At 33.9% G+C, this 23138-nt stretch carries 16 protein-coding genes; 11 read left to right on the forward strand and 5 right to left on the reverse strand.

The features are described from left to right. The first annotated feature begins 4 nt into the window (after nt 1-4). The 11 genes from ACKTTV_RS01275 (at nt 5) to ACKTTV_RS01325 (ending at nt 19111) form a co-directional block, all read left to right on the forward strand. Entirely contained in the window at nt 5-3340 is a 3336-nt protein-coding gene (locus tag ACKTTV_RS01275) for a VCBS repeat-containing protein (protein WP_408028989.1), read from the forward strand. Further along, a complete protein-coding gene (locus tag ACKTTV_RS01280; RefSeq protein WP_408028990.1) occupies nt 3333-6581 on the forward strand; it encodes a VCBS repeat-containing protein in 3249 nt (1082 codons plus the stop codon). Before ACKTTV_RS01275 ends, ACKTTV_RS01280 begins: the two co-directional genes overlap by 8 nt. 1 nt (nt 6582) lies before the next feature. After that, nucleotides 6583-7914 (forward strand): vanadium-dependent haloperoxidase, encoded by a 1332-nt coding sequence (locus ACKTTV_RS01285; protein ID WP_408028991.1) that lies wholly within the window; start codon nt 6583-6585, stop codon nt 7912-7914. 80 nt (nt 7915-7994) lie between these two features. Continuing rightward, nucleotides 7995-8885 (forward strand): AraC family transcriptional regulator, encoded by an 891-nt coding sequence (locus ACKTTV_RS01290; RefSeq protein WP_408028992.1) that lies wholly within the window; start codon nt 7995-7997, stop codon nt 8883-8885. A gap of 15 nt (nt 8886-8900) precedes the next feature. Further along, complete coding sequence (locus tag ACKTTV_RS01295) at nt 8901-11033, forward strand: glycoside hydrolase family 97 protein (protein WP_408028993.1); 2133 nt, start codon at nt 8901-8903, stop codon at nt 11031-11033. Nucleotides 11034-11049: 16 nt separating this feature from the next. Further along, nucleotides 11050-11778, forward strand: coding sequence for an MIP/aquaporin family protein (locus ACKTTV_RS01300; RefSeq protein WP_408028994.1), 729 nt, complete (start codon nt 11050-11052; stop codon nt 11776-11778). An 11-nt stretch (nt 11779-11789) separates the two neighbouring features. Further along, nucleotides 11790-13337, forward strand: coding sequence for an MFS transporter (locus ACKTTV_RS01305; protein WP_408028995.1), 1548 nt, complete (start codon nt 11790-11792; stop codon nt 13335-13337). Nucleotides 13338-13351: 14 nt separating this feature from the next. Further along, a complete protein-coding gene (locus ACKTTV_RS01310; RefSeq protein ID WP_408028996.1) occupies nt 13352-14572 on the forward strand; it encodes an MFS transporter in 1221 nt (406 codons plus the stop codon). After that, nucleotides 14562-16427 carry a trehalase family glycosidase gene (locus tag ACKTTV_RS01315; protein ID WP_408028997.1) on the forward strand — a complete coding sequence of 622 codons (1866 nt, stop codon included), beginning with the start codon at nt 14562-14564 and terminating at the stop codon, nt 16425-16427. Before ACKTTV_RS01310 ends, ACKTTV_RS01315 begins: the two co-directional genes overlap by 11 nt. A gap of 274 nt (nt 16428-16701) precedes the next feature. After that, entirely contained in the window at nt 16702-18228 is a 1527-nt protein-coding gene (locus ACKTTV_RS01320; RefSeq protein ID WP_408028998.1) for a glycoside hydrolase family 32 protein, read from the forward strand. Next, entirely contained in the window at nt 18221-19111 is an 891-nt protein-coding gene (locus ACKTTV_RS01325) for a carbohydrate kinase family protein (RefSeq protein ID WP_408028999.1), read from the forward strand. The genes ACKTTV_RS01320 and ACKTTV_RS01325 overlap by 8 nt, the downstream gene beginning before the upstream one ends. Nucleotides 19112-19124: 13 nt before the next feature. Here ACKTTV_RS01325 and ACKTTV_RS01330 read toward each other — a convergent pair whose 3' ends face one another. From ACKTTV_RS01330 to ACKTTV_RS01350, 5 genes are all read right to left on the reverse strand, one after another. Further along, entirely contained in the window at nt 19125-19517 is a 393-nt protein-coding gene (locus ACKTTV_RS01330; protein WP_408029000.1) for a VOC family protein, read from the reverse strand. Nucleotides 19518-19524: 7 nt separating this feature from the next. Continuing rightward, nucleotides 19525-20370, reverse strand: coding sequence for a sialate O-acetylesterase (locus ACKTTV_RS01335; RefSeq protein ID WP_408029001.1), 846 nt, complete (start codon nt 20368-20370; stop codon nt 19525-19527). A gap of 167 nt (nt 20371-20537) precedes the next feature. Continuing rightward, a complete protein-coding gene (locus tag ACKTTV_RS01340) occupies nt 20538-20912 on the reverse strand; it encodes a VOC family protein (RefSeq protein WP_408029002.1) in 375 nt (124 codons plus the stop codon). A 90-nt stretch (nt 20913-21002) separates the two neighbouring features. After that, entirely contained in the window at nt 21003-21818 is an 816-nt protein-coding gene (locus ACKTTV_RS01345; RefSeq protein ID WP_408029003.1) for a DUF6597 domain-containing transcriptional factor, read from the reverse strand. Nucleotides 21819-22302: 484 nt separating this feature from the next. Continuing rightward, a complete protein-coding gene (locus ACKTTV_RS01350) occupies nt 22303-23016 on the reverse strand; it encodes a hypothetical protein (RefSeq protein WP_408029004.1) in 714 nt (237 codons plus the stop codon). Nucleotides 23017-23138 lie beyond the last annotated feature (122 nt).

Below are 23138 nucleotides of genomic sequence, written 5' to 3' on the forward strand. Positions count from 1 at the left end.
TTTTATGCTAAACAAAATCGCTTTAACCATTGTTGCATGCATTTTTCTATGTTCCTGTAGTAAAAATGAAAAAAAGGATGAGACACAAAACAAAACATTATTTACACTACTACCATCTGAAAAGACGGGAATAGATTTTATGAATAATGTCAAAAACCAAAAAGACTTCAACATTTTCAAGTACAGAAACTTTTATAATGGTGGAGGAGTTGCTATTGGTGATATTAATAACGATGGTCTTCCTGATATTTATTTAACTGGAAACATGGTAGCCAACAAACTTTATTTGAATAAAGGAAATTGGCAATTTGAAGATATTTCAGCAAGTGCTGGTATTGAAGGAAACAAGCCTTGGTCTACAGGTGTTGTAATGGTTGATATTAATCAAGATGGTTTGCTGGATATCTATGTAAGCAATGCTGGGAATTTAAAAGGAAACAATCACGATAATGATTTATACATAAACAATGGCGATCTAACCTTTACTGAAAAAGCAGCCGAATACAATTTGGCGAAAACAGGTTTTTCTACGCATGCTTCTTTTTTCGACTATGATAAGGATGGTGATTTAGATGCTTATATTTTAAATAACAGCAATATTCCCGTAAGTAGTTTGGGATATGCTGAACAGCGAGAAAAACGCGCACAGGATTGGGAAAATGTTCCGCATATTTTTAGAGGAGTGGGTGATATGCTTTTACGAAATGATGGAGGCAAGTTTGTTGATGTAAGCGAAGAAGCTGGCATTTATGGAAGCTTAATTGGTTTCGGTCTTGGCGTTATGATTACCGATATTAATGGCGATTTATATCCTGATATTTATGTTTCTAACGATTTTTATGAGAGGGATTATCTGTATTTAAACAATCAAGATGGAACATTTAAAGAAGATATTAAAAATTGGATGTCGCATTTAAGTTTATCTGCCATGGGAGTTGATATCGCAGATATTAATAACGATGGAAATGCAGACGTATTTATTACAGATATGTTACCAGAAGCGGAGCAGAGAATTAAATCCGTAATGGAATTTGAAAACTATAATGTCTTTAAATTAAAACAGAGTAAAGATTTTTCGCAACAATACATTCAAAATACTTTACAATTAAACAATGGAAATCAAACGTTCTCAGAAATAGCCTATTTCAGTGGAGTGGCAAAAACAGATTGGAGTTGGGCAGGTCTTTTATTTGATATGGATAACGATGGTTACAGAGATATCTTCGTGACCAACGGTATTAATCACGATTTAACGGATCTAGATTTCGTTGATTTTTTCGCGAATGAAATCATTCAAAAAATGGCATTAACAGGTAGAAAACAAGCCATAGATTCTATCATCAATAAAATGCCAGTAAAGCCACAGCCAAATTATGCTTTTAAAAACAATGGAGATATAACGTTTAAGAATGCAAATAAAGAGTGGGGCTTCGAAATTCCAAGTATGTCTAATGGAGTTGCTTATGGAGATTTAGATAACGATGGCGATCTTGATTTGATTGTTAACAACGTAAACATGGAAACTTTTGTTTATAAGAATAATACAGATGTATTAACCGAAAACAATCATATAAAATTAAAACTTGAAGGAAAACCAGTAAATAAATTCGCTATTGGAAGTACAGTAAAGTTGTACTATGACGATAAAGTTTATTTACAAGAACTAATTCCTTCAAGAGGTTTTCAATCTTCAATGGACTACGCAATGACGATTGGTTTAGGAAAAGCAAAAAAGATTGATTCCTTAAGAGTCATATGGCCAGATGATAAAACACAATTGTTTACAAATCTTGATGTGAATACTACGTTGTCATTAAAGCAAACTGATGCAACTGAAGTTCAAAAATTGTTTAACAAAAAAGAAGAAAAAACCTTAATCACAGAGGTTACGAATACAAAGCTAGAAAAGCATGTTGAAAATAATTATTCAGATTTCGATTATGAAGGATTGATTAATAAAATGCTTTCACAAGAAGGACCTGCACTTGCGGTTGGCGATGTGAATAATGACGGAAATGAAGACTTCTATATTGGTGGAGGAAAGAAGCAAGCAGGAACTTTATACCTAAACCTTGGAGCAGGGAAAACAAAGAAATCAAGTCAAAAAGTATTTGAAACGGATGCGCTTTTTGAAGATACTGCAGCGAGTTTTTTCGATGCAAACGGTGATGGCTTTGTGGATTTGATGATAGGATCAGGTGGAAATGAAGTTGGGCAAGCAAAAGATTACAATGTTCGATTATATCTAAACGATGGTAAAGGAAATTTTAGTTCAACACAACCATTGCCTTCTCTGAGAAGAAATATTTCTGTAATTGCTCCGACCGATTTTGACAATGATGGAGATATGGATGTATTTGTAGGGGCACGAAGCGTTGTTGGTACCTACGGTGTAAATCCGAACCACCAATTTTTAGAGAATAATGGTGATGGAACTTTTGAAGAAGTTACCGAGAAAGTGGCTTATGATGTTCGAAATGCAGGGATGGTAACAAGCGCTATTTGGGTAGATACAGATGGTGATAAAATAAAAGATTTAGTAACTACTTCAGAGTGGGATACTCCTAAAATATTCAAGAACAATGGAAGACGTTTAATCAAACAAGAAACGTCTTTGGATGATTTGTTCGGAATGTGGAATGCACTTGAAGCTGTCGATTTAGACAACGATGGCGATTTAGATTTTGTTTTCGGAAATCAGGGAAGTAATACCTTTCATAAAACATCAGAAGATGCTCCGTTAAAACTATGGATTAATGATTTTGACAATAACGGAACGATCGAACAAATTTTGACAAAACAGAAAGACGGGAAAGATTATCCCGTTCACATGAAAAAGGAGTTAACGGCTCAATTAGTATCACTTAAGAAGCAAAATTTAAAGGCTTCTGAATATGCTGGTAAATCTATTGATCAATTATTCCCAAAGGAAATATTCGATAAATCCATCATGAAAAAAATGTCCATTTCTGAAACAGTTATTGCAGTTAACGATGGAGGAGGTAAATTCAGTATTCAGAAGTTGCCGAGCAATGTTCAGTTTTCTTGTGTATGTGACATCATTTGTAAAGACCTGAACAATGACGGTAATATCGATATTTTAACAGCTGGAAATAATTTTGAGTTCAAGCCTCAATATTCAAGGTTGGACGCTAATTATGGAAGTGTTTTATTGGGGGATGGTAAGCTTGGTTTTTCTTGGCAAGATTATAATAAAAGCGGTTTTGTTATTAAAAATGAGGTAAAGCATTTAAAAACCATTAATGATAAAAATGGGAAAGCTTTTATCGTTGCTGCTGTTAATAATGATACTCCAAAAATATTCTCTATTAATGAATAAGTATAGTGTAATCATATTTGGAGTTGTGCTACTATTCTTTGGATGTGCAAAAGATGGAGAGTTATTGTTTAAAACACCATCTTCCAAAGATACTGGATTAACTTTTGTAAACACCTTAACAGAAACCGATGAGGTTAACATTCTAGAGTATCTATACTTCTACAACGGAGGAGGTGTTGCCTTAGGTGATATTAATAATGATGGTTTGCTCGATGTTTTTCTGTCAGGTAATCAAGTGAAGAACAAACTGTTTATCAATAAAGGAAACTTAACTTTTGAAGATATAACGGAAAAAGCAGGGGTTGCAGGCGAAAGTTCTTGGAATACAGGAGCGGTAATGGGAGATGTAAATGGTGATGGACTGCTTGATATTTATGTTTGTGCAGTTGTCGGAGTAAATGGATTTTATGGGTATAATGAGTTGTATATCAATAATGGAGATGAAACATTCACTGAAAGTGCTAAGCAATATAAATTAGACTTTGATTCTTATAGTTCTTCTGCGGCTTTTCTTGATTATGATTTGGATGGTGATTTGGATATTTATTTACTGAACCATGCAATTCACACTCCTGAATCTTTTGGAAAGGCTGAATTGAGAAACAAAAGAAATTATCAAACAGGTGATAAATTACTGCGAAACGATGGAGGAACATTCACAGATGTAAGCAAAGAAGCTGGGATTTATGGAGGAATCAATGGTTATGGTTTAGGAGTTACTATTTCAGACTTTAATCAAGATGGTTACCCTGATATCTATGTAGGAAACGATTTTCATGAAGACGATTATTACTATTTAAATAATGGAGATGGAACGTTTACTGAAAGGCTAAAAGAGTATTTCGGTCACACATCTCGTTTTTCAATGGGGAATGATGTTGCTGATATCAACCATGATGGTTATCCAGATATTATTTCTTTGGATATGTTACCAGAAGATGAAACGGTACTGAAAACTTCGGAAGGTGATGATAACGTACAGGTTCAAAAAATGCGGATCAATAACTTCGGATATCATTATCAATTTACACGAAACATGCTCTATGTTAACCAAGGTAATAGTCCATATTTAGAAACAGCTTTGTTAAGTGGTGTGTCTGCAACGGATTGGAGTTGGAGTAGTTTGTTTGCAGATTATGATCAAGATGGGGAGCAAGATTTATTCATATCGAACGGAATTCCAAAACGCCCTAATGATCTTGATTATATAAAATTTGTCTCAAGCGATCAGATTCAAAGTAAGATAGATAATACCAAGTTAGTCGATAAAGAGGCTTTAGAGATGATGCCATCAGGTGTGGTTGAAAATTACATCTTTAAAGGGGCAAAAGACTTGAAATTCGAGGATAAATCGCGAGTTTGGATTCCTAACCAAAAGTCGGTTTCGGGTGCTACAGCCATGGGTGATTTAGATAATGATGGTGATCTTGATTTAGTAGTAAGTAATCTAAATGAAGAGGTGGCTATTTATGTAAATCAAACCAATGAAAAGGCGAATTATTTGCAAGTAAGTTTTAAGTATACTAAACCCAATCCTTTTGGAATTGGAACAAAAGTGTATTCGTATTCAAAAGGAAAATTACAATTCAAAGAGTTGTATACAGTAAGAGGTTTTCAAGCATCTTCAGAGCCTGTAGTTCACTTTGGATATGGGCAAGAGCAAAAAATTGATTCACTTAAAATCGTTTGGCCTAACAAAACGTATCAGGTCTTGAAAAATGTTTCGGTAAATCAACGATTAGAAATAAGTCCTGAAAATACGATTTCAGTAAAAGTTGATTCAATAAAAGCTAACGAAACCGCTTTGTTTAAAAAAGTGGAAAATAATTTAGGGATAGACTTTAAACATGAAGAAGATAATTATGTTGATTTTACTCGCCAAAAATTAATTCCTTATCAAGTTTCTGACCGTGGCCCTGCAACAGCTATCGGAGATTTAAATAATGATGGTAAAAAAGATATTTATTTCGGAGGATCTAAGTTCAAAGCTGGAAAAATATATGTTCAGAAGGATACTTGTTTTGTTGAAGAACAAATGACTTCTTTAACAGAAGATCTGAAAAAAGAAGATGTTGTTGCCGTTATTTCGGATTTCAATAATGATAAAAAGGAAGACATGATTTTAGGTACTGGTGGTGGTGATTTTTTCAAGAAAATGAAACCATTATTGGATAGCTATTATCAGCAAACCGAAAACGGTTTTACCAAACAGAGTTTTCCTGAGTTCTTTGAGAACGCCTCAGTAATTGAACCTTGCGATTATGATAAAGATGGAGATATGGATCTTTTTATCGGAAGTAATTCTGTTTCCAATGATTTTGGAGCGATGCCAAATTCATATATTCTAAAAAATACAAATGGACAGTTTGCATTGTTAGAAAACCAACCTTTTCAAAATGCTGGGATGATTACCGATGCCATTTGGGATGATTTTGATTCAGATGGGAATATGGATTTAATTGTGGTTGGAGAATGGATGAATCCTAAGTTCTTTAAAAATGTAAATGGAAGTTTTCAAGAAGAAAAAAAGTTGACAGCGTTAAAAGGCTTATGGCAACAGATAGCTCCTTTCGATATTGATAATGATGGTGATACCGATTACCTGTTGGGTAATTGGGGGACAAACTCAAAGTTTAGGGCTTCAACGGAGCATCCGCTACGAATGTATTATTCTGATTTTGATAAAAATGGAAGTACGGAAACAATTGTCTGTAACTATAAAGACGGCGAGTATTACCCATTGTTAGGCTTAGATGAATTAGCGAGTCAAATTGTTAGCTTACGAAAGAAATTTACAACCTATAAGAGTTTTGCGGGAAAACCTATTGAAGATCTTTTTGAGAGATCAGTTTTAAAGAAAGCTGATATTTTGGAAGTACATACCTTGGCTTCAGGATACCTTAAAAATGAGGGAGGTTCTTTTGTATTCGTACCTTTTCAAAGCGAATTACAAGTATCTCCGATTTCCTCATTTTTAGAATATGATTTTGATCAAAATGGAAAAAATGAAGTATTACTAGGAGGGAATTACTTCGGAGTAAGCCCATTTCATGGAAGGTTTGATTCGTTTCCAGGAGCAATAATTTACGATGAAAACAAGATTGTTTTAGGAAACAATCTTGGGCTAGATTTTAGTAGAAAAGCAGTGAAAAACTTACAAATAATATCATTAAACAAAGTGCCGTATTTATTAGCAACCATAAATAATGATAGGGCACAAGTGTATAAATTAACCAAATAAAATGATTCGAAAACATTACAAATTATTATTCGTAATACCATTTCTTGTATTCAGTTACGCTTGTAAAAAGAATACAGAACCCATTCAGGTAACAACAGATAATTTTCATCAATCAGTAGACAAGGTTGTTGAAATTATGGTTCATGATATTTTCTCGCCACCAGTAGCTAGTAGAGTTTTTGCGTATCCAAATATTGCAGCTTATGAAATCATAGCTCAAAACGATAGTGCTTATAACTCATTAAATGGGCAAATAAAGCATTTCGGAGCAATTCCTAAACCTAAAAAGAAAGTAAATTATCCATTGGCTGCTTTAATTGCTCATATCGATTTGAGTAAACAGCTTATATTTTCTGAACAGAAAATGGAAGAGTACCGTGATAGTTTGTATACCGTATGGAAAACTAAAAACGAAAAAGAGTTTGAGGAAGCCAAGGAATATGGATTGGAAGTTGCTGGTTTTATTGCCAATTGGATGAATAAAGATAACTATGCTCAAACAAGAACTATGTCTAAGTATACCGTAGATTCTGATATTGAGAGCAGATGGCAGCCAACACCTCCTTCATATATGGATGGTTTGGAACCTCATTGGAATAAAATTAGAACATTTGTGTTGGATTCAGCAGCGCAATTCAAACCTATTCCACCACCTGCTTTCTCAATGGATAAAGATTCGGATTTTTATAAGGAACTCAAGGAAGTCTATGATATCAGTTTGCAGTTGGATAAAGAGGGAGACACTTCTGAAAAAATTGAAATAGCTCAGTTTTGGGATTGCAATCCTTATGTTTCTGTAACCAGAGGGCATTTAATGTTCGCTGTAAAAAAGATTACTCCAGGTGCCCATTGGATTGGGATTGTTAAGATTGCAACTAAGAAGAGTGAATCGGATTTCAATAAAACAATTTATGCGTACACTAAAACATCAATAGCAATCGCAGATGCTTTTATCAGTTGCTGGGATGAAAAGTACAGAAGTAATTTGGTAAGACCCGAAACCTTAATCAACAAGTACTTTAATGATGAATGGAAACCTATTTTACAAACACCTCCTTTTCCAGAATACACGAGTGGACATTCAGTAGTTTCGGGAGCTGCTTCAACAGTACTAACATCAATTTTTGGAGATAATTTCGACTTCAAAGACGATACAGAGACTCCTTACGGATTACCAGTTAGATCTTTTCCTTCATTTAAAGCTGCGGCAGATGAAGCGGCCATTAGCAGAATGTATGGAGGAATCCACTATCGTGCAGCTGTTGAGGTTGGTGTAGGGCAAGGAAGAAAGGTAGGAGATTTAGTGGTAGAAAACATTAAGATGATAAACTAACAGAGAACCGAGGGGATTCTTCCTTTTGAAAGAATAGATGAGTTTAAAATGAAACCAGTATTTAAATCAAAATCGAGCTTGTGAAGAAAATTTGGGGACTTATAGCAATGCTTCTAATAGCGGGATTACTTTGGTATTTATTTATCAAACCTTATGACTATTTGGTTACGTTCAAAGTAAAAACTACTGCTGGAACCATTAACCAATCGTTAAAATCTTGGAATGAAACTCTTAAGGAGACAACATCTCTCAAGCAAATTGAATTAGATCACTTGTTGCAGGAAATAAAGGTGAAAGACTCTCTCTTTACATTCGATTGGAATATTGAATCAATGAATGATTCTGTATCAAAAGTAAAAGTGTATGTTAAGGATGACAATAATAGTTTTCAGAATAAAGTCGTAATACCTTTTAAAAATACAGCTATAGAAAAAAGAGCGACGAATACAGTAAATGACTTTTTCAAAGTTTTAAGAAAGCATTTATCTGAAATTAAAGTGTCTGAGGTTGAAGAAACTCAAACTAAGGAGTACTACTGTGCATATATTAACATAAAGGCAAAACAACACGAAAAAGCTTTAGGGATGATGAGATATTATACATTTCTAAGTGGCTTTCTCAATAAAAACAAGGTCAATTATAATGGACTTCCCTTCGTAGAGATTGAACATTGGGATATTGAACAGGATAGTATTTACTTCAATTTTGGGTTTCCCATTATAAAAAGTGATTCTTTACCAGAACATCCTGAGGTAAAATATAAAATAAACAAAAGTGTAAATGCTTTAAAAGTTATTTACAACGGAAACTATATAACATCCGATAGAGCTTGGTACAAACTTCTCGATTATGCTACCAGAAATGGCGAAGCTATTACTAGAAAACCTATTGAGGTTTTTCATAATAACCCAAATTATGGAGGTGATGCTTTACGTTGGAAAACAGAAGTGTACATGCCAATCGAAAATTAACTAACATTTGAAATTATGAAACTTTATTATCTCTATTTTGCATGCCTTCTTTTGATGGCCTCATGCAATAAAAAAGAAGAAGTGCTTAAAATAAAATCACCAGATAACAATATTGAAGTAAGCTTCGATGTAAACGAGAAAGGCGAGCCTTATTATACGGTATCACTTAAAAATAAAACAGTGATAGACTCTTCAGGTATGGGCTTCGAATTCAAAACACAGAACCCCTTACAATCTAACTTTCAAATATCGAAGGCTGATATTACCAAAGTTGATGAAACTTGGCAAATGCCTTGGGGAGAACAATTGGTTGTTCGAAATAACTACAACGAGCTTAAAGTTGTTTTGGAAGAGCAATCAGAAGCAAAAAGACAGTTGGTTGTAAATTTTAGAGTTTATAATGATGGTATAGGTTTTCGATACGAATTTCCAGAGCAAGGAAGTGTGAAGGAACTTGTAATTACTGATGAGAACACAGAGTTTAATTTAACAGGGGATCATACTGCTTGGTGGATTCCTGGAGATTGGGATATTTACGAACACTTGTATACAAAATCTAAATTTTCAGAGATTGATGCTTTGTCAAAAAGGGATCATCCAAATTTAAGTGCGACCTATATTCCAGAAAACGCAGTGAATACTCCTGTAACGTTAAAAACGGATGATGGACTTTATGTAAGTTTTCATGAAGCCGATTTAACTGATTATTCAGGAATGACTTTAAAAGTAGATAAAGAAAATACAGCTTTTGTTAGTGAGTTGGTAGGGTCAAAAAACTTAGAAGCGAAAGCGAAAATAACGTTGCCTTTTAAAACTCCTTGGCGTACTATTCAGATAGCGGAAAGAGCTGGTGATTTAATTGAATCGAATTTGATTGTTAATTTGAATGATCCAAATGCTATTGGTGATGTGAGTTATTTCACCCCTATGAAATACGTTGGTATTTGGTGGGAAATGCATATTGGTAAGTCAACATGGGATTATGAAGCGAGTCAGGATATGACAACTTATGTTGAAGGGAATGCTAGTTCTAAAAGTCACGGAGCCACAACTGAAAACGCTAAGCAGTTAATTGACTTTGCTTCTGAAAATAATATCAAAGGAATGTTGGTTGAAGGATGGAATACTGGATGGAGTCAATGGTTAAGTGGAAACCGTGAAGGTATTTTTGATTTTATGACTCCATACCCTGATTATAATTTTGATGAGGTAATGAAATATGCAAAGGAAAAAGGTGTAGAAATCATCATGCATCATGAAACATCTTCAGCTCCAAGAACCTATGAAAAGCAAATGGAAGTTGCCTACAATTTCATGAAAAAACATGGAATAAATTCAGTAAAAACTGGATATGTAGGAACCATTTTCCCGAAAGGAGAATATCATCATGGACAATGGATGGTAAATCACTACCACAAAGTATTGGAGGAAGCTGCAAAGAAAAAAATAGCGGTAAATGCACATGAACCCATTAAAGGAACGGGGAAAAGAAGAACGTATCCGAATGCCATAGCAAGAGAAGGATTAAGAGGGCAAGAGTTCAATGCTTGGGCCAGTGATGGAGGAAATCCTCCGAGTCATTTACCAACCGTAGCTTTTACGAGAATGCTAAGTGGTCCTATTGATTTTACGCCAGGAGTGTTCAATATCAAGTTTGATGAGTATAGAAAAAGCAATCAAGTAAATACCACGCTAGCACATCAGTTGGCGCTATATGTTGTAATTAACAGTCCGATTCAAATGGCATGTGATCTTCCTGAACATTATATGAAAGATGGAAAAATACACCCAATGTTTCAATTTATTAGCGATGTTGGGGTGAATTGGGAGAAAACAAAAGTACTGAATGGAGAAGTAGGTGATTTTGTAACCATTGCAAGGAAAGAACGTGAAACTGGGAATTGGTTTGTCGGAGGAATAACGAACGAAGAAGCACGAACTGTAACCTTAACTTTCGACTTTTTAGAGGAAGGAGCAACTTATAAAACAATCGTTTATAAAGATGGAAGTGAAGCACATTGGAAAGATAATCCACAAGAATATGAAATTTCAGAAGGGGATCTAATTAAAGGCAAAACTTTGGTAATACCTATGGCTGCTGGTGGAGGATTTGCAATTTCAGTTATAAAGAAAGAAATACAAGGTTAAGATCAAATCCTAGGATATGAGTGTTTTTGTTGCAGAATTTATCGGAACTTTTTTATTGATCTTACTCGGAAATGGAGTTGTTGCGAATGTCGTTTTAAAGAATACCAAGTTTAACGGAGGAGATGCTTGGGTAGTCATAACTACTGCTTGGGCTTTTGCAGTTTTTATTGGAGTAACGGTAGCAGGCCCTTCAAGTGGGGCGCATTTAAATCCTGCAGTTACGCTTAGTTTGGCTATTCTTGAAAAAATAAGTTGGACAATTGTTCCTACCTATATTGCTGCGCAAGTTTTGGGTGCTTTTTTAGGTGCTTTAACGGTTTACTTATTTTACATTCAACATTATCAAATTACCGAATCTCATGATGATAAATTGGTGACGTTTTCTACGATTCCAGCCATACGTCATAATCTACACAATTTTATTTCGGAATGTATAGGGACGTTTGTACTCATCTTTGTGATTTTATTCATCACAGGAGCATCATTTGAATTTAACAATACAGAAATCCCAATTGGCTTGGGAAGTATAGGAGCTTTACCAGTAGCCATATTGGTTTGGGCTATTGGATTAAGCTTAGGGGGAACAACAGGATATGCTATAAATCCTGCTAGAGATTTAGGGCCAAGATTGGCTCATACCATTATTTACAAAGGCAAGAGTAATTGGGATTATGCTTGGATTCCTATTGTAGGACCAATAGCAGGAAGTGTGTTGGCCGCCTTTCTTTATTCACTAATCTTTTAAAACAACTAAAAATGATAACGAAACCTAAACTTTCCTTTTGGCAAATATGGAATATGAATGTTGGTTTTTTTGGAATTCAATTTAGTTTTGGATTACAGCAATCGGCAGTGAATCCTATTTTCGAATTTTTAGGAGCTCATCATGATGAGTTACCACTGCTTAATTTGGCAGGTCCAGTAACAGGTTTGTTAATTCAGCCGATTATTGGTGCTATTTCTGATAAAACATGGTCTTCTAAATATGGTCGACGCAAGCCATTCTTTTTAATTGGAGCAATCTTAGCAAGTTTGTGTTTGTTCGCATTTCCTTTTAGCCCTGAATTATGGTTTGCTGTAGGTTTATTATGGATTTTAGATGCTGCAAATAACACAGCTATGGAACCCTATAGAGCCTTTGTAGGTGATAAATTACCAGACAATCAATTGACCTTTGGGTATCAAATGCAGAGTTTATTTGTAGGAGCTGGAATTACCATTGCAAATTTCTCGCTATTTCTATTTCAAAAATGGTTTAGTGATTCTGGAACAAATGAAACGTTACATGCCATTCCAACATGGGTATATTACTCTTTTTTCTTAGGAGCTATTGCGTCCATAGGAACGGTGTTATGGTCAGTAATGAAAACACCGGAAATACCACCTTCTGAAGAAGAGTTAAAAGAAATTGAAGAGTTTAATGAAGGAAAACCAAACCCATTGGTTCAAGTATTAAGTGCTTTGTTTATCGTGTTGTCTGTTCCTTTGGTTTTAGGTTTAGGACTAGGCTATATTTTTCCGTACCTCTTTGTAAACTATAACCTATTGGTGATAATAATGCTATTGATTGCATTTGTATGGTTGTATTTCATTTATCGATTAATCAAAACCAATCCAGAGAATGAAACCATTCAGAAGTTTGGCCATTTGTTGATGCCTTTATTAGAAGCAGCCGAAGCGATTGGAGACATGCCTAAATTCATGTGGAAGTTATCAGGAGTTTACTTTTTTCAATGGTATGCCTTATTTATTTATTGGCAATTCATTTCTCCTATGCTTAAACATTCCATTGATGGAATTAGTGATAGCGATGCACTTGCACAAGTAGGATTAATGAATGGAACTTACAACTTTGTTACGATGACAGTGGCTTTAGCTTTAGTGCCTTTGGCGAGTAAATTTGGATCAAAAAAAGTATATGTATTGAGTTTGTTTTTATCAGCAATATCGATGCTTTCATTACCTTTTATTCAAGATGAATATTTATTACTAATACCAATGGTCTTATTAGGAATCGGGTGGGCAGCCATGATGGGAATTCCATATGCGATGGTATCGAAAGTGATTCCAGCAACCAGAAGAGGTGTGTATATGGGAATTGTAAATATGATGATTGTAATTCCGATGTTAATCGAAACTGTAAGTTTTGGACCTATCGTAAAGTACGTTTTGGATGACAGTCCTATTAACGCAATTTTGTTTGCAGGTGTATTTTTTACCATATCAGGAATTTTAGCGTTGCGTTTAAAAGAACCGAAAGATTCTGGAAATGGAATTGAAGTGCCTCCAATTGCAGGACATTAATTTAATTATCGAATATGAAACATATAGGAATTAAAATATCATTGTTTTTAATCTACTTTGTTTTTGCTGCACTTTTAAATAGTGTAGGAATTTTAGTAGAACGTTCACAAGAAGTTTATGGCGTGTTAAAATCTGATGCCGCCTTATTAGAACCATTTAAAGATTTATCAATAGCCTTTGTATCTTTTCTTATTGGTTCTTTTCTTCCAAGATTAGGATATAAAAAAGGAATGCTCATCAGTCTTGCCTTTGTATTTATCGGTTGCTTGGGAATGTATTTAGGAAATTCATTTTGGGCTGTTAAAATTTTATTTGCCATTACAGGGATGACCTTCGCTATAGTGAAAGTGGCAGTATATGCTTTGATTGGATATATAACAGAATCTAAAAATGATCACAGTCAATTAATGAGTTACATAGAAACCACTTTTATGGTTGGTATTATTTTTATGTACCTAGTTTTTCCTCTTTTTTATGAACATCCCGATCCCAATAATTGGCTCAAAGGATATTTGTTAATGGCGGGACTCATCGCTATATCATTCCTCATTATTTTGTTTTCTAAGTTTGATATTAAAGTTGAGCGAAAGGATACAAGCATACAAGAGGATTTTAAGAGTATGTTTCAGCTTTTTTCGAAACCTGTTATTTGGATCTTCGCCACCTTTGCATTTTTTTATGTAATGACGGAGCAGGGAATCATGACTTGGCTACCTACTTTTAATAAAGAAACCTTACATATTACACCGCAGCTAGCTACTCAAGTAGCTGTCATATTAATGGCATCATTTGCTGTTGGTAGGTTTATTACTGGAATATTAGTAAAGAAAATTAAATGGTTTTATATAGCTATTACAGGGCTTATTCTAGCAGCTGTTTTGGTGGTCATTGTATTACCAATGGCGAATAATGTACCAAATCAAGAAGTGAATTCAATTGGTGATTTACCATTAGTTTCTTTTTTATTCCCGATGATAGGTTTGTTTTTAGCACCATTATATCCATTATTAAGTTCAACGGTATTATCGAATACAGATAAATCTCAGCATAGTGCCTTAGCAGGAATCTTAACTTTTTTCTCTGCTATTGGAGGAACCTTAGGATCCGTAATTATTGGAAATCTATTCGATTTACTTGGAGGTGATCGAGTATTTTATCTTTCCTTAATTCCTATGTGTGCAATATTAGTAGCAATTATCTTTTTAAATAGAAAAGTACAACAAAATGAAGCTTAGAGTTCCAATAGAGAGCACCTTAAAAGCTCTCCTAGCACAAGAAGATACTGATGGAGATAAGAAAATAACCATCGAAGACAATGGGTCAAAGTCTTTTACTATTAGCTCGGAAGGAGTTACGTATGAAATAAAAGGAACGTATCATTTATCCAATTTACTTCAAGAATTAGTGATAGCTAAAAACGAAGGGAAAACAGAGTTGGAAATAACGGAAGCTATTATTGAAGAATTGCCTGCAAAGCGTGTTTCAAGAATGATAAGAGATTATTACTGGAATGGTCTTACAAGAACAATGGATGCTGATGGTATCGAACGCTTAATAGCTGATACGAAGAACGAATCATTAACTGCCGAAAGACTTCCCGTTTATGTTCCTTTTCATGATGAATTGGCCTTTAATTATTATAAAGAATTAGAAGCTAAACTTTTGATAGAAACGCTTAAGTTACCTGAAGAAATCACACCAGAATATGTGAAGTCTATCAATAAGAAACCCGGTGTTTTAAGTCTAAAATTAGAAGAGAAGAACGGAGAAATAGAGGCAGTTCCTTTTGTGGTTCCGGGTGGACGTTTTAACGAAATGTACGGATGGGATAGCTATTTTGAAGCGGTAGGTCTTTTAATTGATAAGAAAGTTCATTTGGCAAAGGGAATGGCAGATAATTTTCAATATGAAATTGAGCATTATGGAAAAATTTTGAATGCTAATAGAAGTTATTATCTCACAAGAACGCAGCCTCCTTTTTATACTTCTTTAATTCGCGAAATTTATGAAGTTACCAAAGATAAAGAGTGGCTTAAGAGTCATTTAATAACAGCAATAAAGGAGTATGAAACTGTTTGGATGGTTGAAGGGGAAAGGGAAACATCAAATGGATTGAATCGTTATTTGGCTGAAGGAATCGGAATTCCTCCAGAATGTGAAGAAGGTCATTTTGATGCTGTTTTTGCACCTTTTGCTGAAAAGCTAGGGGTTGATATTGCGGATTATGAACGTAAATATGTAAATGGAGAAATAAGCAATCATTATTTGGATACTTATTTTATACATGATAGGAGTGTAAGGGAATCAGGACATGATACTTCTTATAGAATTGATGGTAATTGTGCAGACTTGAATTTGGTTGATCTAAATGCTTTTTTATACAAATATGAGACTGATTTTGCCGAATTAATTAGTGAGGAATTCAATAATAACTTTGAAGGGTTTACCAGTGAAATTTGGGAAGGAAGAGCGAATCATAGAAGAGAACTTGTTAATCAACACTTATGGAATGAGAATGCTAATTGTTTTTTCGATTATAACTGGATGACAGAAAATCAAATTGAATTTATTTCGGCAACATCTTTGCTTCCTTTATGGTGTAATTTAGCTACGGAAGAGCAAGCTGAAGCGTTAGTGGAAAATATTCTACCATTATTATTGGAAAAAGGTGGGATAGCTGGATGTACAAAAGAAAGTAGAGGAGCAATTTCGAAGGAAAGACCTCAAAGGCAATGGGATTATCCAAATGGTTGGGCACCACACCAAATGATGATTTGGAAAGGGTTGTTAAATTATGGATTTAAGAATGAGGCTCAGGAAGTAATTTATCGTTGGCTGTATATGATTACCAAAAACGCAGTTGACTATAATGGGACAATTCCTGAGAAATACGATGTGGTTGAAGCCACTCATAAAGTATTTGCAGAATATGGAAATGTAGGAGTCGATTTTGAGTATATAACAAGTGAAGGTTTTGGTTGGATGAATGCCTCGTATCAATATGGGCTTTCGTTATTATCAGATTCTTTGTTGGAACGATTGAATAGCTTAGAAGCTCCTGATCATATTTTTATGAAGAACAGGGTTTAAGTGTTTGTTTAATAGAGTTCTTTAAATTTAATAGGATAAGAAAAGTTACTTGTAGTCAGGTAATTAAAATTCGAAAACGATTTCGCTTTCAATATCAGGTGTTTAAGGCTTGTTTTTTAACATTTGGATACAAATATTTTTATATTGCTTTTAGAATGAAAATAAGCTAAATCGAAAGGATAAAACCAAATGATTATTGGCTTCGTATACCTACTACAAAATACTATTCAAATAAATTATTTTAATAAAAAGGCAATGCCTTCTATGTCTTCTTATGTTGAAAAGTAGTAAGTCTTTACATAATAATATCTCAGAGGAAAATACATTATATCGACCTCAAATACATTTTACTCCGAAGAGTAAATGGATGAATGACCCTAACGGAATGTTTTATCTGAATGGGACATACCATTTGTTTTATCAATACTACCCTGATGGCAATGTTTGGGGACCGATGCATTGGGGGCACGCAACCACTAATGATTTCATACATTGGGAAGAGCATGATATCGCCTTGTTTCCTGATGAGTTGGGATACATTTTTTCTGGAAGTGCTATTGTTGATTATCACAATACTTCTGGTTTAGGAGATGGAAATACAATTCCTGTGATAGCTATTTTTACCTATCATGATCCAGAGAAGGAGAAAAACGGAGAAGAGGAATATCAAACACAAGGAATAGCCTTTTCTTTAGATGAAGGGTTTACTTGGAAAAAATATGAGGGGAATCCTGTTTTACCCAATCCTGGATTAAAAGATTTTAGAGACCCGAAGGTGGTTTGGGATGAGGAAAGGAATTCTTGGTTAATGGTTTTATCTACTTATGCTAAAACCTTATTTTATCGCTCCAAGAACTTAATCGACTGGAAATATTTATCGTCTTTTGGTAAAGATTTAGGAGCGCATGGCGGTGTATGGGAATGCCCTGATTTCTTTCAACTTCAGGTCAATGGAATAGGTGAGAAAAAATGGGTGTTATTGCAAAGTATAAATCCGGGAGGACCCAATGGCGGTTCTGGAACGCAATATTTTATCGGTGATTTTGATGGCGTTGAGTTTGTAATTGATAGTGAATTTCAAAAGCAACTTGATCGTTATGGAGCCATTTGGTTGGATTATGGAAGAGACAATTATGCTGGAGTTACTTGGTCTAATGTTCCGGAAGAAGATGGTAGAAGACTGTTTATAGGTTGGATGTCGAATTGGAACTATGCAGATAAAGTTCCCACATATCAATGGAGAGGAGCAATGACGATCCCTAGAGAATTGAGTTTAAAAAGAGTTGAAAGTAAAGGTTATTCGCTACAATCACTTCCAGTAAAAGAATTGATTGATAATTCAGACTTGATTTATGAATTAAATGAACCATTAAGAACAAAGACTTTTGATATTAGTAAAGACGAATTCGCGGACGGAATTAGTTTTAAAATTGAACTAGAGGATTTATCAGATAATGTGTATACTTTTTCATGGTCTAATAATAAGGGGGATAGTTTGGAGTTTGGTCTGGATGCTATTTCAAATACTTTTTTTATTGATAGAAGCAAAGCGGGTAATACGAATTTTAGCAATCAATTTTTGATTGAAAAACTAACGTATAAATTAGAAAAAGAAGTTCAAGGCTTAAGTTTGGAAGTTGTCATTGATAAAACATCAATAGAGATTTTTGTAAATGAAGGAGAACATGTATTTACGGAGATCTTTTTCCCAAAATATAAAATGACAAATATGTCATTATTTGCTAAAAAAGAGCTTACAATTAAAAGTTTAAAAACGTACAAAATAAAATCATATGTCTAATATAGTCTGTTTTGGAGAGGTTTTGTGGGATGTTTTTCCAACTTATAAAAGAATTGGAGGAGCACCTTTAAATGTAGCATTACGGCTACAATCTTTTAATAACGATGTAACCGTTATTAGTGCCGTTGGTGAAGATTCTGAAGGAAATGAGATCTTATCTTTTATGAAGCATGAAGGATTGTCACTTGAATACATACAAAAGGTCAATCATCCTACAGGAAAAGTTCAGGTGAGTCTGGATGATAATGGATCTGCGAGCTACATAATTGTAGAGGGGGCTGCTTGGGATTTTATCAAGTTTGAAGATAGAATGAAATCTATTGTAAGAAACTCTGATGTGTTTATCTTCGGATCACTTATCAATCGGAATAGAGTATCTCATGAAACACTCATAAAATTACTTAAAAGAGCACCTTATAAAGTGTTAGATATCAATTTAAGATCGCCTTACTACGATACACTCATTTTGAAAGAATTATTGCAGTTAACGAATTTTCTTAAAATTAATGAAGAGGAATATATTGAATTATTCCAGTTGTTGAATATTGAAATAACTAATGTAGAAACTGATTTTAGAGTTCTTTCCAGAATTTATAATTTGGATGCAATTTGCATGACTAAAGGAAAAGATGGGGCAGTATTGTATTATAAGAAAGTCTTCTACCATAGCAAAACAATACGAGTTGACGTTGTTGATACTGTAGGTGCCGGAGATTCATTTTTAGCGGCATTACTCGACGGATTATTGAAGAATAAACCACCACAAGAGGCATTGCGATATGCTTGTGTAACTGGAGCATTAGTGGCAAGTAAGCCTGGAGCGAATTCTAAAGTTTCTAACGAAGAAATAAAGAATTCACTGGAGTTCATAAATACCAACTGACTGACCCTTTCTTCTAATTAAACTGAAAATCTTTTATAGGAGAAGAAATATCCACCAAAGTTCCGTTTGGATCTTTCAAAAGCAGTCTTCTTTGTCCGTAAAAGGTATCTGTAGGTTTGCTTAGTACTTCAAAACCTTCCTTTTTTGCTATTTTATATAAATCATCAGCATTGTCAACAACAAATGTGATAAAGAATCCTTCTGGTTTTTTCTGATAATCATTGTGAACAGTTTCATTATTGCGGTCAATAATTCCTAATTCTAAACCATTATTTTTAGAGATAAGTTGTATAAACCAATCACTATCAAAAGCAATGGAAAAATCAAATAACTTTGTATAAAAGTATTTACTTTTTTCTAAGTTGTCCGAACATATATTGGTAATGAGTCTACTTATATTTTTCATTGGAATATTAGTTTTTAGTGTTATCTACTTTTAATAAATCAAGCATTTTTAATGCGTAACGCTTTCCCAGTTCTCGATATCCTTCAGAAGTAAAATGTGCCACATCTTTGGTCGTACAATCTTTAGAAGAAATTACATGAGCATTATTAATAGTTTCTGGGATTTTATTGATTATCAAATTCATGGAGCTACAACAACTGTTTTCTTGAGAGGCCACTTCACCAACTAAAAGAGGGACTTCTTTTGAGTTTAGATTTAAATCATGTAAAAGATCATTGTGGATTTTACTTACATAATTAGGCCATTTTGCATCGCCTGTATTTGATTCACCTTGATGTAATAAAATCCCTTTAATAACACCATCTTTTTGAGCTTTTCTGGCTAAATCGATTAGGCGTTCATATGGATTTCCACCATAACTTTTAACAATATTATTAAACCAATCTGCTTTATGAGTATCATCATAGGAAGTGTAAAGCTCTTTGTCAAATAATCGAATATCGCATCCTGAAATACTCACGTTAATTACTCCTATTTTAGTAGTGTTCGGTAGGTTTTCAACCATCGTTCTACCAAAATAATCCGCAGGACTTAAGCCTGATTCACATTGACATAATGGAGGAATTGCTGCTCTCCAAGTACCTTTCTTTCTGTTGTCAGGACAATCAACTCCTTGAAGTACAACGAAGTTTTCTGGAACAACTTTGTCAATTTGTTCAATGATTCCAGCACCTTCCATATTCGATTGTCCAAAACATAAATAAATATGAAAGTTCGTGTCTTGTGAAAAACAAAAGGAAACAGAGGTTAACGCAAGGAATACGAATATTCCTAGTGTCGTTTTTTTGAACATAGTAGTAGAGTTAGTTAGTTTTCAAAAAACAATCTTATAAGAATTGTTTTATGTGAACAATATAGTTAAAAAAATAACAACGGTTCAAAAATATAGATGAACCGTTGTTGATAATTGTGTTTCGGTATTGTAAACTTCGACTAACGTTATTTATAATACCTTCTGTTTTAATTTGTAGAGTGAAGACCAATAATATTCCCTTCCGTATCAATAAGAAGAGAAATAAAACCGAATGTTCCAATAGAGGTTTTAGGTTTTAGAACTTTTCCACCAGCATTTTTTGTTCTATCTTCTTCTGTTGTACAATCTTTTGAAGAAAAGTAGACAATTGTATTGTTCGCATTAGGCTCATAGTTTTCCTTTTCAACCAAAGCGCCAGTGGCATTCACTCCCTTATTCTCGAAAGGAAAAGTAGATTGACGCCCCCATTCAATGGGTAAATCCGTGAGTTGAATATTAAAAACGGTTTCGTAGAAGTTTTTTGCTCTATCGAGATTGGCAACATGAATGTCGAACCAACATACAGGATTTAAATTTTTCATAAGTGCTTGTTTTATAATTGAACTACAAAATTCTAAACTAGCATGATGAAAAAATTGTAAAAATGAGACAGGACTAAAGCTTCTATGAAACTAACGCTTTTTGTCAAAGATTAACGACATTTTCAAATCAGTTCCATAAAACTCTTTTGGAGTAATTCCAGTAAACTCTTTAAAATCTTTTATAAAATGAGCTTGATCAAAGTATTCGTTGCTATGTGCAACTTCAGTGAGTGTGGTATCTTTTTCATTTAGTAAAACTTTTAAGGACGCTTGAAGTCTTATAATTTTCGATAATTGTTTAGGGCTTAATCCTATGCTTGAAGAAAATTTACGTGCTAAATTTCTTCTGTTTAGTTCAAGTTTATCCGAGATTTCATGAATTGGAATTTGACCATTTGCTGTTGAAATGGTTTCAATAGCCGAAGTTAGAATTGTGTCAATCGTTTTTCTATCAGATAACTTATTTCTTAAAAACGTTTCAATGATTTTAATTCTCTCATCAATATGTAAGGCATTCAAAATATTCCTCCCCAGAAGAATTCCTTCTTTTCCATACAAATCCTTTAAAGGAATGGCTTTATTTTCCATTTTTTTTATTGTTTGATTGGTAAAAGGAAGAAATCCATTTGGATGAAACCTAACAATAAATGTACCTGTTTCACCAGTTGGCTCAACAATATAAGGCTGGGTAAGTTGACCAATTAAGAAGCATTTTGGTAATAAAAAGGATGGCTCATCTTTAGGATGGTGTTTATAAGTAGCACCATAGTGAAATATAAACTTCATAGTTCCATCTGGAACAATAGTATTTATCTCTGGAGTGTCATTTATTGAGCTTTCCAAAGTCCAATAACACATCACAAAATCTGCTAAGTCGTTACTCGGTGTATATATTTTTCCGTTCACTGATTTAAACTCTAAAAAAGTGTGCAATAATGATAAAATAATTGCACACTTACACACTATATGGAAAAATAGGAAAAAAAAAGCTGGATTTTAGTTTTCAGACGCTAATAAAGCTATCTCTCTTGTTATTTTAGTAGGAGAATTGCAATCACAATTTGTTAAACTGATGACATAAATATCACTTTCAGGCAAGTAAACTCCCATTGATTTAAAAGACGGTCTATCCTATCTAAATCTTGCGCGTTCAAGAAAGACGAGGTAAGTAATAAAATTGCAAATAGTCGTATGAGGAAAAATGTTTTTTTCATTAAATATAGTTTGAGAATATATTCCTCTGACGAAAATTGAATGAAGGAGGTTACAAAAACATTCGTTTAGAAAATAAAAAACAAAGAATAACCAACAGTTTTACGGTGGTATTCTTTGTTTTTGTTTTACGATCTTCTAATTTGTCGGATGTTTACTTCCCGGTACAATAATAATATTAGAGACTTTTAACGTCAATTACTTCAAAGTTTCTAACGTCAAAATAGTCGTCTAATCCGTAGTCAGTATTGATTACAATTCCTCCGAGTAAAGTAATGGTATCAACGTGAAATTCCTTTTTACAAGCTTTTATATGCTCATGAATTTGTTTGTCAATAATCTTATATGTAGCCTCAGTAATGGCCTTTTGTTGATTTTCATGATTAAGAATTTCTTCTCTATAAGGAAGTAAGCTTTCTTCAAGCTTCATTTGCTGATAATCTTCATCATTAATAGTTGGTTCATAGTCTTTGTTTTTCAGTCTGCTTAAGGCTAACATTAATGCACCACAAGAATTACCCATTTCTTCTTGTCTTGGTCTGTACATTTTACCTAAATGACCTTCTGGTGTTATACCAATATGGGGACCGTAAAAAATAAAAGCACTTCCGTTATCAGGGATATGATGTGCAAATGCAGTCATTCCTGTTTGGCCAACAAATGGGATGCCTCCCAATCCTCCCATAATAAAAGGACCAAATAATACATTAAAAAAAGTTGTCGATGGAACGTTAATGTCATCTGAGCACACAGAGGTAGCCATTAATACTTTGGAGATATCAATGTTATGTTCAATGTGCATTTTCCCTAAATAATGGATGGATGTGTCCTTAGCATCCTTGGCATTTGGGAAGTGTTTTTTCACGGTTTGATCAAATTTTCTTTGTAACATTATAATTATATTTATTAAATAGACCGTTAAGGTCTGTAGCTTATTTAGTTATAAATATACTAGAATGTTTTTTAAATGCAACTCTGTTGCTTTTAAATATTGAGATTACCGTATAAATTATG

It is taken from the genome of Tenacibaculum xiamenense (assembly GCF_964513065.1).
In the GTDB taxonomy this organism is placed as follows: domain Bacteria; phylum Bacteroidota; class Bacteroidia; order Flavobacteriales; family Flavobacteriaceae; genus Polaribacter; species Polaribacter xiamenense.

Bases quoted from the DNA above. Each gene is read 5' to 3' on its own strand.
- ACKTTV_RS01275 (WP_408028989.1), top strand. From the start codon at position 5: ATGCTAAACAAAATCGCTTTAACCATTGTTGCATGCATTTTTCTATGT.
- ACKTTV_RS01280 (WP_408028990.1), top strand. From the start codon at position 3,333: ATGAATAAGTATAGTGTAATCATATTTGGAGTTGTGCTACTATTCTTT.
- ACKTTV_RS01285 (WP_408028991.1), top strand. From the start codon at position 6,583: ATGATTCGAAAACATTACAAATTATTATTCGTAATACCATTTCTTGTA.
- ACKTTV_RS01295 (WP_408028993.1), top strand. From the start codon at position 8,901: ATGAAACTTTATTATCTCTATTTTGCATGCCTTCTTTTGATGGCCTCA.
- ACKTTV_RS01300 (WP_408028994.1), top strand. From the start codon at position 11,050: ATGAGTGTTTTTGTTGCAGAATTTATCGGAACTTTTTTATTGATCTTA.
- ACKTTV_RS01305 (WP_408028995.1), top strand. From the start codon at position 11,790: ATGATAACGAAACCTAAACTTTCCTTTTGGCAAATATGGAATATGAAT.
- ACKTTV_RS01310 (WP_408028996.1), top strand. From the start codon at position 13,352: ATGAAACATATAGGAATTAAAATATCATTGTTTTTAATCTACTTTGTT.
- ACKTTV_RS01315 (WP_408028997.1), top strand. From the start codon at position 14,562: ATGAAGCTTAGAGTTCCAATAGAGAGCACCTTAAAAGCTCTCCTAGCA.
- ACKTTV_RS01320 (WP_408028998.1), top strand. From the start codon at position 16,702: ATGTTGAAAAGTAGTAAGTCTTTACATAATAATATCTCAGAGGAAAAT.
- ACKTTV_RS01325 (WP_408028999.1), top strand. From the start codon at position 18,221: ATGTCTAATATAGTCTGTTTTGGAGAGGTTTTGTGGGATGTTTTTCCA.
- ACKTTV_RS01330 (WP_408029000.1), bottom strand. From the start codon at position 19,517: ATGAAAAATATAAGTAGACTCATTACCAATATATGTTCGGACAACTTA.
- ACKTTV_RS01335 (WP_408029001.1), bottom strand. From the start codon at position 20,370: ATGTTCAAAAAAACGACACTAGGAATATTCGTATTCCTTGCGTTAACC.
- ACKTTV_RS01340 (WP_408029002.1), bottom strand. From the start codon at position 20,912: ATGAAAAATTTAAATCCTGTATGTTGGTTCGACATTCATGTTGCCAAT.
- ACKTTV_RS01350 (WP_408029004.1), bottom strand. From the start codon at position 23,016: ATGTTACAAAGAAAATTTGATCAAACCGTGAAAAAACACTTCCCAAAT.